This window comes from Saccharothrix syringae, from assembly GCF_009498035.1.
Classification (GTDB): domain Bacteria; phylum Actinomycetota; class Actinomycetes; order Mycobacteriales; family Pseudonocardiaceae; genus Actinosynnema; species Actinosynnema syringae.
In genome coordinates this window covers 7,068,985-7,082,756 of sequence record NZ_CP034550.1, presented here as the reverse complement: position 1 = coordinate 7,082,756, position 13,772 = coordinate 7,068,985, and the positions used below count along the sequence as shown (strand labels likewise).

The 13,772-nt window shown below is 76.8% G+C and carries 10 protein-coding genes; 6 read left to right on the top strand and 4 right to left on the bottom strand.

What is annotated here, in order from left to right; genetic code table 11:
• The first annotated feature begins 17 nt into the window (after positions 1-17).
• From EKG83_RS30025 to EKG83_RS30015, 3 genes are all read left to right on the top strand, one after another.
• Positions 18-2,021: an ABC transporter ATP-binding protein gene (locus tag EKG83_RS30025; protein ID WP_228122277.1), complete on the top strand. Its 2,004-nt coding sequence runs from the start codon at positions 18-20 to the stop codon at positions 2,019-2,021.
• The gene (locus tag EKG83_RS30020) at positions 2,014-3,366 is read left to right on the top strand and encodes an FAD-binding oxidoreductase (protein WP_051765427.1); all 1,353 of its coding nucleotides are present in this window, start codon (positions 2,014-2,016) and stop codon (positions 3,364-3,366) included. Before EKG83_RS30025 ends, EKG83_RS30020 begins: the two co-directional genes overlap by 8 nt.
• Positions 3,367-3,577: 211 nt before the next feature.
• Positions 3,578-4,012 (top strand): YbaB/EbfC family nucleoid-associated protein, encoded by a 435-nt coding sequence (locus EKG83_RS30015; protein WP_051765425.1) that lies wholly within the window; start codon positions 3,578-3,580, stop codon positions 4,010-4,012.
• Positions 4,013-4,037: 25 nt separating this feature from the next.
• Here EKG83_RS30015 and EKG83_RS30010 read toward each other — a convergent pair whose 3' ends face one another.
• On the bottom strand, positions 4,038-5,852 hold the full coding sequence (locus tag EKG83_RS30010; RefSeq protein WP_228122276.1) for a glycoside hydrolase family 5 protein: 1,815 nt from the start codon (positions 5,850-5,852) through the stop codon (positions 4,038-4,040).
• 144 nt (positions 5,853-5,996) lie between these two features.
• Positions 5,997-6,476, bottom strand: coding sequence for a hypothetical protein (locus EKG83_RS30005; protein WP_033430229.1), 480 nt, complete (start codon positions 6,474-6,476; stop codon positions 5,997-5,999).
• A gap of 152 nt (positions 6,477-6,628) precedes the next feature.
• On the opposite strand from EKG83_RS30005, the gene EKG83_RS30000 reads away from it, so the two are divergent.
• Together EKG83_RS30000 and EKG83_RS29995 are read left to right on the top strand one after the other, a co-directional pair.
• Positions 6,629-9,283 (top strand): ATP-binding protein, encoded by a 2,655-nt coding sequence (locus EKG83_RS30000; RefSeq protein WP_051765423.1) that lies wholly within the window; start codon positions 6,629-6,631, stop codon positions 9,281-9,283.
• A gap of 77 nt (positions 9,284-9,360) precedes the next feature.
• Positions 9,361-10,536 (top strand): trypsin-like serine protease, encoded by a 1,176-nt coding sequence (locus EKG83_RS29995; protein WP_033430228.1) that lies wholly within the window; start codon positions 9,361-9,363, stop codon positions 10,534-10,536.
• 171 nt (positions 10,537-10,707) lie between these two features.
• On the opposite strand, the gene EKG83_RS29990 is transcribed toward EKG83_RS29995, so the two are convergent.
• Positions 10,708-11,499: an RDD family protein gene (locus EKG83_RS29990; protein WP_051765422.1), complete on the bottom strand. Its 792-nt coding sequence runs from the start codon at positions 11,497-11,499 to the stop codon at positions 10,708-10,710.
• A gap of 33 nt (positions 11,500-11,532) precedes the next feature.
• On the opposite strand from EKG83_RS29990, the gene EKG83_RS29985 reads away from it, so the two are divergent.
• Positions 11,533-12,513 (top strand): stage II sporulation protein M, encoded by a 981-nt coding sequence (locus tag EKG83_RS29985; RefSeq protein ID WP_051765420.1) that lies wholly within the window; start codon positions 11,533-11,535, stop codon positions 12,511-12,513.
• Here the strand turns inward: EKG83_RS29985 and EKG83_RS29980 are convergent.
• Positions 12,491-13,771: a DUF58 domain-containing protein gene (locus EKG83_RS29980; protein WP_033430227.1), complete on the bottom strand. Its 1,281-nt coding sequence runs from the start codon at positions 13,769-13,771 to the stop codon at positions 12,491-12,493. The two genes, EKG83_RS29985 and EKG83_RS29980, sit on opposite strands and share 23 nt — an antisense overlap.
• Position 13,772 lies beyond the last annotated feature (1 nt).

Sequence of the window (13,772 nt, the reverse complement as noted above, 5' to 3'; positions counted from 1 at the left end):
CGGGGGACGGGGAGCGCGTGAACGGCGCGCATGAGAACGGTGCGGGCGGGCGCGACGAAGGCGGTGGGCGCGGAGGCGGCACTGCCGGGCGCGGCAGAGGTGGGGGTGGCGCGGGCGAGGACGGCCCCGGCCCGCAGGTCCCCGCCGACGACACCGCCGCCGGTCACGACCCGCGCGACGGCAACCTGGTCACCCCGCACTGGCAGCTCGACGACTCGGCCGTCGAGCGGCGCGGGGTGCTGCGCGGCCTGCCCGGCGTGACCCGCCCGGTGCTCCGGCTGGTCCGGGACGCCGCGCCCGGCCCGGCGCTCGTGGTGGCCGTCCTCCAGGTCCTGTCCGGCCTCGCCGCCGCGTTCGGCCTGTTCGCCACCACCGGCGTGCTGACCGACCTGCTGGAGTCCGGTCCGACCGCCGACCGGGTGGTCGCGGCGCTGCCGGAACTGCTGCTGGTGGGCGCGGCCTTCGGGCTGCGCGGCGCGCTGGACGTCGGCGTCTCCCTGGCGCACGCCCGGATCACCCCGGCGGTGCGCCGGCTCGCCGAGGAGCAGCTGTACCGGGCGAGCCTGGACGCGGACCTGGCCGCGTTCGACGACGCGTCCTTCCACGACCGGATGCACCGGGCCCGCGACCGCGGCCTGTTCTACCTGGAGCGCGCCGCCGACAACCTGGTCGAGCTGATCGGCGCCCTGATCGGCCTCGCCGCCGCGGTGGGCAGCCTGGCCGCGCTGCACCCGCTGCTGGTGCCCGTGCTGCTGCTCGCCGTCGTCCCCGACGGGTGGGCCGTGCACCGGTCCGCGCAGATGGCCTACGCCAGCGTCGGCCGGACCGTGGCGCTGGACCGGCGCGTGCAGCTGGTGTCCCAGCTGGCCACCGAGCGGGAGCCGGCCGCCGAGATCCGCGCCTACCAGGCCGAGCCGTTCGTGCTGGACGAGTACCGGGTGGCCGCCGACCCGCTGCGCGACGAGGACGTGCGCCTGGCCACCGCGCAGGCCCGGGTGCGGGGCGTCGGCCGGGCGCTGGCCGGGGTCGGCCTGGCCGTCACCTACGCGGTGCTGGGCCTGCTGGTCGGGCGCGGCTGGGTGCCGCTGGCGGTGGCGGGCACGGCGGTGATCGCGGTGCGGGTGGGCACCTCCGCGCTCAACCGCCTGGTGCTGGCCGCGAACCAGCTCGTCGAGCAGGGCATGTACGTGGCGGACTACCGGGAGTTCCTGGACGCCGCCACCGGGTCGCGCCGGACGGGCGCGGACGTGGCGGTCGACCCGTCGCGGGTGGCGCTGGACCGGGTGACGTTCCGCTACCCCGGCAGCGACCGGGCGGCCGTGCGGGACGTCTCGCTCGGCATCGCGCCCGGCGAGACCATCGCCCTGGTCGGCGAGAACGGGTCGGGCAAGACGACGCTGGCCAAGCTCGTCGCGGGCCTCTACGCGCCGACCTCCGGGCAGGTCAGGTGGTCCGGGCGGGACATCGCCGGGGTCGACCGGGCGCGGGTGGCCGACCGGGTGATGATGGTGCTCCAGGACCCGGTGCGGTGGCCGCACACCGCGCACGTCAACGTCCGGGTGGGGCGGCACGACCGGCCCGACCCCGACGGGCGCGGCGTGCGCGGGGCGGCGGCGCAGTCCGGGGCGGACGAGGTGGTGGCGCGGCTGCCGCAGCGGTGGCGCACGCTGCTGTCCAAGCAGTTCCGGGGCGGCGTGGAGCTGTCCGGCGGGCAGTGGCAGCGGCTGGCCGTGGCGCGCGGGCTCTACCGGGACGCGCCGCTGCTGATCTGGGACGAGCCGACCGCGCCGCTGGACGCCAAGGCCGAGTTCGCGGTGTACGAGTCGCTGCGGGCGCTGGCCGCGGACCGGACCGTCGTGCTGATCACGCACCGGCTGGCGAGCGTGCGGCACGCCGACCGCATCCTGCTGCTGCACGAAGGCGAGCTGGTCGAGCAGGGCACGCACGCGGAGTTGCTGGCCCTGGGCGGCCGCTACGCCGACCTGTACGCGCTCCAGAGCCGGATGCACGCGGATGCCTGAACTGGTGGTGCCGGGCGACCCGCGCTACGACCTGTCGCGCAGCCAGTTCATCGGCAGGCCCCGCGAGGTGCTGCCCCGCGCGGTGGCCCGGTGCGCCGGCGCGGACGACGTGCTCGCCGCCCTGGCCCTGGCCCGCGACCGGGACTGGCCGTTCGCCGTGCGCGGCGGCGGGCACAGCAACGCCGGGCACTCCAGCACCCCCGGCCTGCTGCTGGACCTCGCCCCGGCCGACGCGGTGTCGGTGTCCGGGGACCTGGTGACCGTCGGCGGCGGGGTGCGCGGCGGGCGGCTGGCCGGGGTGCTGGCCCCGGCGGGGCGGGTGGTGCCGCTGGGGTCGTGCCCGTCGGTCGGCGTGGTCGGCGCGGCCCTGGGCGGCGGGTTCGGCGCCCACGGCCGGCTGCACGGGCTGACCTGCGACGCGCTGGTGTCGGCGGAGGTGGTGCTCGCGTCGGGTGAGGTGGTGGTGGCCTCGGCGGACGCGCACGCCGACCTGTTCTGGGCGCTGCGGGGCGCGGGCGGCGGCAACTTCGGGGTGGTGGTGTCGGCGGTGTTCCGGACCGCCCCGGCCCGGCCGCGCACGCACCTGCGGGTCGTGTTCGACTTCGCCCGCGCCGCCGGGCTGGTCCGGTGGTGGCAGGCGTGGGACCCGCCGGACGAGGTGGGCGTCGAACTGGTGCTGCTGTGCCCGGAGTACCCGGAGGAGGAGCCGGTGGCGGTGCTCGTCGGCGCCGTGCCCGACCTCGTGGCCGCCGACGAGCTGCTGGGCCGCCTGCCCGTGCCGCGCGACACCGAGGTGGTCGTGGTGCCCGCCCACGAGGCCGGGCTGGTGCACGCCACGCCGCACTCGGCCGTCGCGCGCGACCCGGCGACCATCCCGCTGGTGTCGCCGCGGCCGGGCATGTCGACGTCGCGCACGGAGTTCTTCGACCGCCCCCTGCCCGACGACGCGGTGGCCGCGCTGCTGGCGCACCTGACGGCCGACCGGCGGTTCGGCGAGCTGCGAGAGGTGGCGTTCACGCCCTGGCGCGGCGCGTACGGGCGGGTCGCCCCGGACGCCACCGCGTTCCCGCACCGCACCCCGGCGTTCCTGCTCAAGCACACCGTGCTCGTCGGGCCCGGTGGCGCGGAGCGGCGCGGCGACGAGGTGCTGCGCCGGCTGGACGAGGCGTGGTCGCTGGTCCACCCGTGGGGCACCGGCGGGGTGTACCCGAACTTCCCCGACCCGGCGCACCGGGACTGGCTGACGGCCTACTACGGGGGCAACGCCGACCGGTTGCGGGCCGTCAAGGCGCGCTACGACCCGGCCGGCGCGTTCACCTTCGCCCAGTCGATCCCGCTCGGGTGAGGAAGACCCGGTAGGAGTCCCAGGCGCCACCTCCACGGGAAATCGTTTTCCACCCGACGGTGCGGCGATCGCGGCACACCGAGGGGTGGTCCGACAACGCCATCCTTCGGCAGCGCCCAGGGGGCCGTTGGGCCCAACTTGCCGCCGTCGGGGTGTCCGGCGCGCCCGGGTTGCGCCACCCTGGGGCGTACTCCTCGGACGGGGGACGGCGATGTCGGACAGCGCGGACTGGCGGGCGCGGACCAGCGGGAACGCCCGGCGCCACCAGGAGTTGGACCAACGGCTGGCCGGGCTGTCGATCACCGAGTCGTCGCGCGACGGGTCGGTCCGGGTCACCGTCTCCGCCGGCGGCCTGCTGACCGGCCTGGTGCTCGCCGAGCCGGCCGGACCGGTGTCCGGGCCCCGGTTGGCCGCCGAGATCATGGACTGCGTGCGCCGCGCCCAGGCGAAGATCCCCGACCTGTTGCAGCAGGTGCTGGCCGAGTCGGTGGGCACCGACGACCCCGACACCCACCTGCTGGTGGCCGACGCGCGGCGGCGGTTCCCCGAACCGCCGCCGTTCGGGGGAGGACCCGCCGCGCCACCGCCGCGCCGGGCGGTGCACGAGCAGTGGGACGACGAGCGGCCGTCGGTGTGGGACATGTGAGGCCCGGCCCTGATCCGGCGCTGCCTCAGCCTGCCCGGCAGTACAGGGCGTCGGGGCTCCGGTCGGAGAAGATCCGGCCGGTGTAGGCGATGCCCGCGACGTGCTCGTTCGCCGCGCACTGGCCCTTGTACCGGTTGGGCGCGAACTCGCCGCCGGGGTCGCCGGCCGGCCGGTTGTCGCCCCGGTCGAACCACACCGTCCGGCCGCCGGAGCCCAGGGGGACCGCCGAGCGGGCGCACAGCGCGGCCGAGAACGCCGCGCCGTTGACGCTGTAGCCGACGACGTAGTGGTCGCGCGGGCACTGGACCTTCGTGTACCCGGTCGCCCAATCCGTGTCCACATAGGACTCGTCGCGCACCGTGACGTACCCCTGCGGCGCGGCTGCCGAGCCCGTGCACAGCCCCCGCCCGCCGACGTCGGCCAGGCCGGCCAGCCGCTGGCCGTCCGGGCAGACCCCCTTGCGGGCGCCGGGGTTCCAGTCCGGCATGGCCCGGACCGCCCTGGACGCCTGGAAGTCCGCGTGGTCCAGGTTCAGCATCGACCACCGCTCGGCCTGCGGGACCTGGCCGGTGCGGCCCGCGGCCCCGACGAGCCGCCGCCACGCCGGGCCGCGCCAGTCGGCGCCGTCGTCCACCCCGATCCGGTTGCCGGCCGCGTCCCACGCCAGCAGCGACCAGCCGTCGCCGACGCCGTTGGCGTGGTGGCCCACGACCGGCCAGTAGGCGAAGTCGGCGTCGGCCTCGACCAGGATGTCGACGAACCGCTCGAACCAGTCGCGCGCCCGCGCGTCGCCGTTGCCCCGGCCGCCGACGCCGAACTCGCTGATCCACACCGGCGCGGTGAAGTGCTTCCCGGTCTCGGCCGAGACGTAGAGCGCCTGCCGGTGCACCACGTCGCGCAGCTGCTGCGGGGTGAGGTCCTGGTAGCGCGGGTCGCTGGTCTCGCCGATGCCGGTCGCACCCGAGTGGTTGGGGCCGGTGTAGCCGTAGAAGTGGGCGGAGTACACCAGCTTCCCGGACGTGACGAGCGTGTGCGAGAGGGTGCGCACCGGTTCCAGGGTCGGCCTGCCGTGCGGGAACCCGTCCACCGGCAGCCCGGTCCAGTTGATGCCCTCCACGACGACCAGCAGGTCCGGGTTGGCCTCGGTGAGGATGCGGTCGCCGGCCTGCTGGGAGGCGCGCTGCCAGTCGTGGTCGTCGCCCCAGCCCCAGTTGGGGTCGTCGGTGACGTTGCGCCGCACCTCGTTGTAGAGGTCGGCGCCGACCACCCGCTTGTTGGCGGCGTACCGGCGGGCCATGAACACCCAGTCGTCCTGCCACTGCCGCTCGGTCTGCGCGGTGTTCCACCGCTCGTTGCCGTCCACGCCGCAGCACCAGCGGGAGGTGGTCGTGTGGTTGTTCAGCACCACGGCGAAGCCGCGCGCGGTCAGCCGCTCGACCACCCGGTCATATACCTGGAGCGGGGTCAGGCCGCGCAGGTCGGGGTTGGCGGGCAGGTCGGGGACGGGGCGCGGGTCGTGGACCATGGCGTTGGAGAACGGCAGGCGCACGCTGTTGAGCCCCAGCTCGGCGAAGCCGTCGATGATCCGCTCCAGCGGGGCCCGGTCCAGGCCGAGCGGCGTCTGGTGGGCCAGCTCGCCCGCGTGGTGGTTGGCGGGGTCGTCGACGTCCCCGGAGCCGTTCCACGTGCCGCTCGCGCCGTGCCAGTTGCCGGCCTTGAGCTTGAACCGGTTGCCGTTGGCGTCGACGATGTAGCGGCCCCGGGTGCTCAGCGGTCCCGTCCAGTCCGCGACGGCGGCCTGGTCGGGTGCGGGGGCGGCGGTGGCGGGCGCGGTGGCCACGGCGGTGCCCGCGGTCAGCAGGACGGCGAGTGCTACTGGTCCAGACCTCACCCGGGCACCGTAGCGAGGGTCGTGGACCGCCCGCCAGAGCCGGCGTCCCTTCACCGGAGCAGGTCGCCGTGCCGCGGGTCCCTCGGTCCGGGCTCACCGCTTGTGCCCGGCGGACTGCTTGTGCCCGCTCTGCTTGTGGCCGTCCTGCTTGTGCCCGTCCGCGATGGCGCGGACGGACGCCACCGAGGCGCAGGCCAGCGCCGCCAGCGGCCCGCTGTGCGCGAACCCGGCGATCGCGGCCGAGGTGACCGCGCCCAGCGCGGCGACGACGTCGTGCGCGGCGCTGACGTGCGGCTGGTACCGGCGGGCGGTGGTGATCAGCACGGTGCCGACGGGGTGCGCGCCGCGCGGGTCACCCACCGCCTCGGGAACGGCGCCGACCGGTACCGCGGCCAGCAGGGCCCGGTGCTGGTCGTCGCTCACCAGCCCCTTGCCGCGCAGGTGCTCGACCTCGGCGCGCAACGCTCCGAGCCGGGTCTCCAGCGGCATCGCGACGGCGGGGTCGGACGTCAGCAGCGGCCTGGTCAGGTACCCCTGCACGGCCAGGCCGAGCGTGGTGGCGTTCTCGGTCATCGGTGGACCCCTTCCGGTGTTCGTCGGTGAGGTCGAGTGTCCGGTGGGTGGGGGTGCGGTTGACGGAACCGGACAGAACTGGCCGGACCAATCCTTTGCGCGGCTCGGGGGAACGGAGGAACCTGGAGCGCACGCGTTGTCGGGGAGGCGCAGTGGGCGGGTTGCCGAGGCCACAGCTGCCCCCGGGCCCGGTCCGCGACCTGTTCGAGGCGCTGCACGCGTTGCACCACCGGGCCGGGTGGCCGAGCCTGCGCGCGATGGCGCGCGAGGTCGGGTGCAGCCACACCACGGTGGCCGCGGCCTTCGCCGGACCTGGCCCGCCCAGGTGGGGCCTGCTGGAACTGATCGTGGAGACCCTGAACGGCGACGTGGAGTCCTTCCACCGGCTGTGGCTGGCCGCCGGGACGGGTGGTGCGGGTGAGACGGCGGTGGGCGGGCCGCCCGCCGCACCCGAGCCCGCCACGGCCCCGCCCGCCGTGGTCCCACCACCCGTCCCCGTGCCCCGCCAACTGCCCGCCGACGTCCCGGCGTTCACCGGCCGCGAGGACCAGCTGACCGCCCTCGACCGGCTCGTGACCACCCCCGCCCACCCCACCGGCCCGGGACCCGTCTGCGCCGTCTCCGGCACCGCCGGCGTGGGCAAGACGACCCTCGCCGTGCACTGGGCGCACCGCGTCGCCGCCCACTTCCCGGACGGCCAGCTCCACCTGGACCTGCGCGGCTACGACCCGCAGCGCCCGGTCGGCGTGGACGAGGCCCTGGAAACCCTCCTCCGCTCCCTCCTGCCCGACGGCGCGGCCGTCCCGCACGACCGGGCCGAGCGCGCCGCCCGCTGGCGCACCCTGCTCGCTGACCGCCGCGTGCTGATCCTCCTGGACAACGCCCACTCCACCGTCCAGGTCCGCGACCTGCTCCCGGGCGCGGGCCGCAGCCTGGTGCTGATCACCAGCCGGGACTCCCTGGCCGGCCTGGTCGCCCGCAACGGCGCGGTGCGCCTGAACGTGGACGTGCTCACCCCCGCGGAAGCCCTCACCCTGCTGCGCACCCCGCTCGGCGCCCGGGTGGACGCCGAGCCCGACGCGGCGGCCCGGCTCGCCGGGCTGTGCGCCCACCTGCCCCTGGCGCTGCGCATCGCCGCCGAGATGGCCACGGCCCGACCCCGCGTCACCCTGGCCCACCTGGCGGCGGAGCTGGCCGACGACGCCCGGCGGCTGGACCTGCTCGCCGCGGGCGACGACGAGTACACCGCGGTGCGGGCGGTCTTCTCCTGGTCCTGCCGGCACCTGTCCGCGGCGGAGGACCGGGCGTTCCGGCTGCTCGGGTTCGCGCCGTGCCGCCGGTTCGGGGTACCGGCCGCAGCCGCGCTGCTGGGCGTGCCGGAGCCGGTGGCGCGCCGGGTGCTGGACGGCCTGTGCCGCGGCCACCTCGTGGAGGAGGACGCCGACAACCGGTTCGGCATGCACGACCTGCTCCGCTCCTACGCCTCGGAGCGGGTCGCCGAGCTGGCCGAGGACGAGCGGCGGGCCGCCGTCGAGCGCCTGGGCGACCACTACCTGGCGGCCGCCGGGCGCGCGGCCGCCGCGGCGTTCCCCACCACCGGCGACCCGACGGCCGGGGCACGGGCGTGGCTGGACCGGGAGCGGGCGAACCTGCTGGCCATGGCGGCGGCCGACCCGCGCCACGTCGGGCGCCTGTCCGAAGTCCTCGCGGTCTACCTGGACACCTGCGCGCACTACGCGGACGGGGTGGTCCTGCACGGCGCGGCGCTGGTGGCGGCGCGGGCGGCGGGGGACCGCTCCGCCGAGGCGACGGCGGCGAACCTGCTCGGCGTGGTGCACCGCAGGCTCGGCGACTACGACACGGCGCGGGAGCACCACCTCACCGCACTGGACCTGCACCGCGCCACCGGCGACCTCGCCGGCCAGGCGCGGGCGCGGCAGGGGCTGGGCGTGCTGTCCTGGCGGCGCGGCCACTACGCCGAGGCGCGCGACCACCTGCTGGACGCGCTCGCGCTGGCCCGGCGGTGCGGCGACCTGGCCGCGCAGGGCTGCGCCCTGTACGCGCTGGGCACCGTCCACCTGCACCTCGGCGAGTACCCGGCCGCGGTCGCCCACCACCGGCGGGCCCTGGAGGTGCACCGCGGCACCGGCGACCACCTCGGCGAGAGCCGGACGCTGAACAACCTCGGCGTGGCCCTGGAACGGCTGGGCCGCCTGGAGGAGGCGCACCACCACTACCGGCGCTCCCTGGACCTCAACCGGCGCGTCGGCAACCACGTCGGGGTCGCCGTCTCGCTGACCAACCTGGGCAGCACCTGCACCAAGCTCGGCCGCCACGACGAGGCGCGGGCGCACCACCTCGCCGCGATGCCCGTCTACCGGGACACCGGCTACCGGGTGGGCGAGACCGACGGCCTGTGCGGGCTGGGCGAGCTGCACCTGCGGCTGGGCGAGCCCGCCGAGGCCGAGCGGGACTTCCGGCGGGCCCTGGGGATCGCCGAGGAGGTCGGCGAGGTCGAGCTGGCGACGACCGCCCTGGTCGGCCTCGGCGACGCGGCGCGCCTGGCGGGCAGGCACCGGGAGGCCCGCGCCCACTACACCGGGGCGCTCGACCGGGCGTCGCGGGCCGGGAACCGCTACGGGCGCGCCACCGCGCTCGACGGCCTGGCCCGCCTGCACCACGCGACGGGCGACGCCGAGGCCGAGGCCGTCACGCGCGAAGCCCTCGCCCTCTACGCCGACCTCGGCCTCCCGCCCACCGAGGAGCTGCGGCGGCTCGTGGCCGGCCGGGTCCGTCCACTTCCGTAAAGGGCCCCGCGACCGGACCCACCCTCGGTGGGGCGGGAGGCGTCCCCTCCCGTTCCGCCGCACTTGGGGAGGGAACCATGCGCAGAGTCCTGGTCGCCGTGCTGAGCGCGGGCACGCTGGTGCTCGGCTCGACCGCCGCGAACGCCGACCCGCCGAAACCCGACAGCACCGCGGACGCGCCGTGGGACCACCTGCAACCCGACCAGCGCGCCAGGGTGCGGGCGCAGGACCGGGCGCGGACCGCGGCCGACGTGATCCGCCGGGCCGCGGACCGGGGCGGCGCCGAGGGGTTGACCGACATCGGGCTGGACGAGGGGTCGGTCCGGCTCCGGTACCGGGGCGAGCTGCCGCCCGCCCTGCGCTCGGCGGTCGAGAGCGCCCGCGCCACCGCACCGGTCGAGGTGCTGCCCGCCGAGCACACCCTGGCCGAGCTGCGCGCGGCGTCCGACCGGGTGGTGGGCTACCTCCGGGCCCACCCGGGCGGTCCGGCCCACCGGGTGTCGGTCCGGCCGGACGGCAGCGGCCTGCTGGTCGGCGTCGACGCCACCGCGGCCCGGGACGCCACCGCCCTGCCGGACGTGGGCGTGCCGGTCGAGGTGGTGGCGCAGGACCGGGTCCGGCCGCGCGGCCGGAACAACGACACGTCCCCGTTCTACGGCGGTGGCGTGCTCAGCAACGACGCCTGGCGCACGTGCACCGCCGGGTTCGGCGTCAGGGACCGCGACAACCGGGAGTACGTGCTGACCGCCGGCCACTGCGGCTACCCCGGCCAGCGCTGGTACAACGGCACGCACGGCCAGGTGGTCGGCGTGGTCAGCCACGAGGACGTCGGCCAGGACCTGATGATGATCCCCACCAACACCGACCCCTGGCTCTTCACCGGTGTGGGCGCGTCCACCGCCATCGGGCACGTCATCGGCTGGCAGGGCGTCTACACCGGCGAGGAGCTGTGCTCGTCGGGCGCGGGCACCACGTGGCTGTGCGGGCACGTCGTGGTCGACGCCGGCAACAGCTCGTACTGCGGCTACGACATGTACGGCAACTGGGAGTGCTACAGCGGCCTGGTGCTGTCCCGGCAGGAGGACGGCGCGCAAGCCGCCCGCGACGGCGACAGCGGCGGCCCGGTCGTGCTGCCCACGGCGAGCGGCATCGTCGCCAAGGGCGTCATCTCCGGCGCCGGCGGCAACCAGCTCCTCTGGCAGGACTTCGCCACCGCGGCGCGGATCTGGGGGGTCGACGTCGTCACCACCTGACGACGTGGACGGGCCGCCGGCCGCGGTCGACCGGTGTTCGGGGAGGACCCGCCGGTCGACCGCGGCCGGCGGCAGCAGGCCACCGGGATCGGGCCGCGCCGGAGTCGGTCGGTCGGCTCCCGAACCGGGGGAGACCGGCGCGCACCAGTCCCGGTGGTCCGCCCCGGTCCCTCAGGCCGGCGGCGCGAACGGGTTGTCCGGCGCCGCGACGGGCGCGACGGGGACCGCGGCGCGCGACTGGCGCGCCCGCCGCTCCGCCAGCACCGCCGACAGGTACCGCTCCAGCGGCACGTGGGGCGGGCACGGCGCGCCGACCGCGCGACCCACCTCGTCGGCCAGGGCACGTCCCAGCGACCAGCGCGCGTCCCCGCTCAGGTCGCCCACCCGACCCAGGTACTGGCGCACCGACAGGGCCAGGTCGTCGGGCAGCCGCGACAGGTCCAGGCCCGACGCCCACCCGGCCAGCTCCGGCGGCACCCACACCACCGGCTCCACCGAGGCCGGCACGCGTTCGCGGATCACGACGGTGCCAGCCAGGAAGTCGCCGACCCGTTGGCCGCGCCTGGACACCAGCGCCACCACCAGCGCCACGGCGCCGCCCAGCCCCAGCGCCCAGAAGTCCACGAAGAACCCGGTCAGCCCGCGCACCAGCGCGTGCCGGAACCGGACCGGGCCGCCGTCGTCGCGCACGACCCGCAGGCCCAGCACCACCTTGCCCAGCGTGCGGCCCCGGGTCAGCGCCTCGCTCACCACCGGGTAGCCGACCACCACGCACACCACCAGCACCAGGGTCAGCGCGGTCGACAGGGAGGTGTCGAACAGCCCCGACGGCAGCAGGAGCAGCAGCACCGCCAGGACCACCACCTGGAGCAGGACGTCGAGCGCGAACGCCAGGCCGCGGGTGGCCACCCCGGCCGGCCGCAGCTCCAGCACCACGGCATCGCCGGTCACGAGGTCGGACATGGCGGTTATTGTCCAGCACCGAGGGGGTCGGCAGTGGACATCGACGTTTTCGTGACCCGGCACCAGGGCGACTGGGACCGGCTCGCGCGGCTGGTGGGCGCCCGGTCGCTGCGCGGCGCCGAGGCCGACGAGCTGGTCGCCCTCTACCAGCGGGTGGCCACGCACCTGTCGGTGGCGCGGTCGACCGTGCCGGACCCGGCGCTGCTCGCCCGGCTCACCGCGCTGGTGCTGCGGGCGCGGGCGGCGGTCACGGGCGCGCACACCCCGGCGTGGCGCGAGGCAGGCCGGTTCTTCGCCCGCCGCCTGCCCGCCGAGCTGCGCCGCGCCGCACCGTGGTGGACGGCGACCGCCGCCCTGTGCCTGTCGGCGATCGGGCTGGTCGCGGCGTGGGTGGCGAACGACCCGGCGGTGCAGGCGTCGATCGCGGCACCGGAGGCGGTGCGCGAGCTGACCCGGCCGGGCGGCGACTTCGAGACCTACTACTCCAGCGCGCCCGCGGCGTCGTTCGCGTTCCAGGTGTGGACGAACAACGCGTGGATCGCCGCCGGGTGCCTGGTGCTGGGCGTGCTGTTCGGCGTGCCGGTGCTGCTCCTGCTGTGGACCAACGTCGTCAACGTCGGGGTGGGCGCGGGCCTGATGGCGGCGGCCGGCCGGTTCGACGTGTTCCTGGGGCTGATCACGCCGCACGGGCTGCTGGAGCTGACCGCGGTGTTCGTGGCGGCGGGCGCGGGGCTGCGGCTGGGTTGGACGGTGGTCGACCCCGGGCCGCGCACCCGGTCGGCGGCGCTGGCAGCGGAGGGGCGCGCGGTCGCCCGGCTGGCCGTCGGCCTCACCTGCGTGCTGCTGGTGTCCGGGGTGGTCGAGGCGTTCGTGACCCCGTCCGGGCTGCCCACGTGGGCACGCGTGGCGATCGGCGTGGCGGCCGAGGTGGCGTTCCTGGCCTACGTGTTCGCGCTGGGCCGCCGACCCGAAGCGCCCCAAGCCCCCGCGCCTACAGCTTCCGGGCGGCCTTGAGCGCCAGGTAGCGCTCGCACAGCGCGCGCGGCAGGTCGTCGGGCAGCGCGTCCACCACCTCGACCCCGTGCCGCCGCAGCAGCGCCTTGACCTGCTCGCGCTCGGCCAACGCGCGCTCGGCCGCCGCCGCGCCGTACACGGCCTCCGCGTCGCCCCGACCCCGGGCCATGCGCTCGATCCCGGGGTCCGCGACCGCCGCCACGAGCAACTGGTGCCTGCTCGTCAGCGACGGCAGCACGGGCAGCAGCCCCTGTTCCAGCGGCGCCGGGTCCAGGCCGGTCAGCAGCACCACCAGCGACCGCCGCCGGGTCCGGCCCAGCACCTCGCGGACCACGGCGCGCGCGTCGGACTCGACCAGCTCCGGTTCGAGGTCGGCCATCGCGTCGACCAGCGCGGGCAGCGACCCGCGCGCGGCCACGCGCAGCCGCCGGTCGTGGGCGAGCAGGTCGACCCGGTCCCCGGCCCGGCCGGCCAGCGCGCCCAGCAGCAGGGCGGCGTCCATGGCCGCGTCGAGCCGCGGCGCGTCGCCGACCCGGCCGGCCGAGGTCCGCCCGGTGTCCAGCACCAGCACGACGTGCCTGCCGCGCTCGGGCCGCCAGGTGCGCACCACCAGGTCACCCGACCGCGCCGACGCGCGCCAGTCGATCGACCGCACGTCGTCGCCTGCCACGTACTCCCGCAGCGAGTCGAACTCGGTGCCCCGGCCCCGCACCTGGGCCGCGCGCCGCCCGTCCAGCTCGCGCAGCCGCGCCAGCAGCGGCGGCAGGTGCCGCCGGCTGGGGAACGGCGGCAGCACGCGCACCGCCCACGGCACCTCGTGCGAGCCCTGCCGCGCGGCCAGCCCCAGCGGGCCGACCGCGCGCACGGTCACCCGGTGCGCCCACCGGTCGCCGCGCCGGGTGGGCCGCAGCCGCAGCACCACCGCCCGCCGCCCGCCGGGCGGCACGTCGAGCGCGTGCACCTCCCGCTCCACCCCGGCGCTGGGCGACCAGGCGTCGCGCAGCACCCCGCGGACGCGGCGCGGCCCGGGGTTGGCGACCACCAGCTCCACCTCGACCGCCTCGCCCAGGCGCACCCGGTCGGCGCCGGACCGGCTGAACTCCAGGCCCCGCACGCCACCCGCCAGCGCCAGGTCGACCGCCACCCCCGCCACGACCACCGCGGCCACCAGGCCGATGCCCGCCCACGACGGCAGCAGCAGCCCGACGACCAGTGCGCCGGCCAGGGCCAGCAGCCCCGCGCGGCCGGTCAGCGCCACG

Coding starts and splice junctions, on each gene's coding strand:
- EKG83_RS30020 (WP_051765427.1), top strand. CDS start 2,014: ATGCCTGAACTGGTGGTGCCGGGCGACCCGCGCTACGACCTGTCGCGC.
- EKG83_RS30015 (WP_051765425.1), top strand. CDS start 3,578: ATGTCGGACAGCGCGGACTGGCGGGCGCGGACCAGCGGGAACGCCCGG.
- EKG83_RS30005 (WP_033430229.1), bottom strand. CDS start 6,476: ATGACCGAGAACGCCACCACGCTCGGCCTGGCCGTGCAGGGGTACCTG.
- EKG83_RS29995 (WP_033430228.1), top strand. CDS start 9,361: ATGCGCAGAGTCCTGGTCGCCGTGCTGAGCGCGGGCACGCTGGTGCTC.
- EKG83_RS29990 (WP_051765422.1), bottom strand. CDS start 11,499: ATGTCCGACCTCGTGACCGGCGATGCCGTGGTGCTGGAGCTGCGGCCG.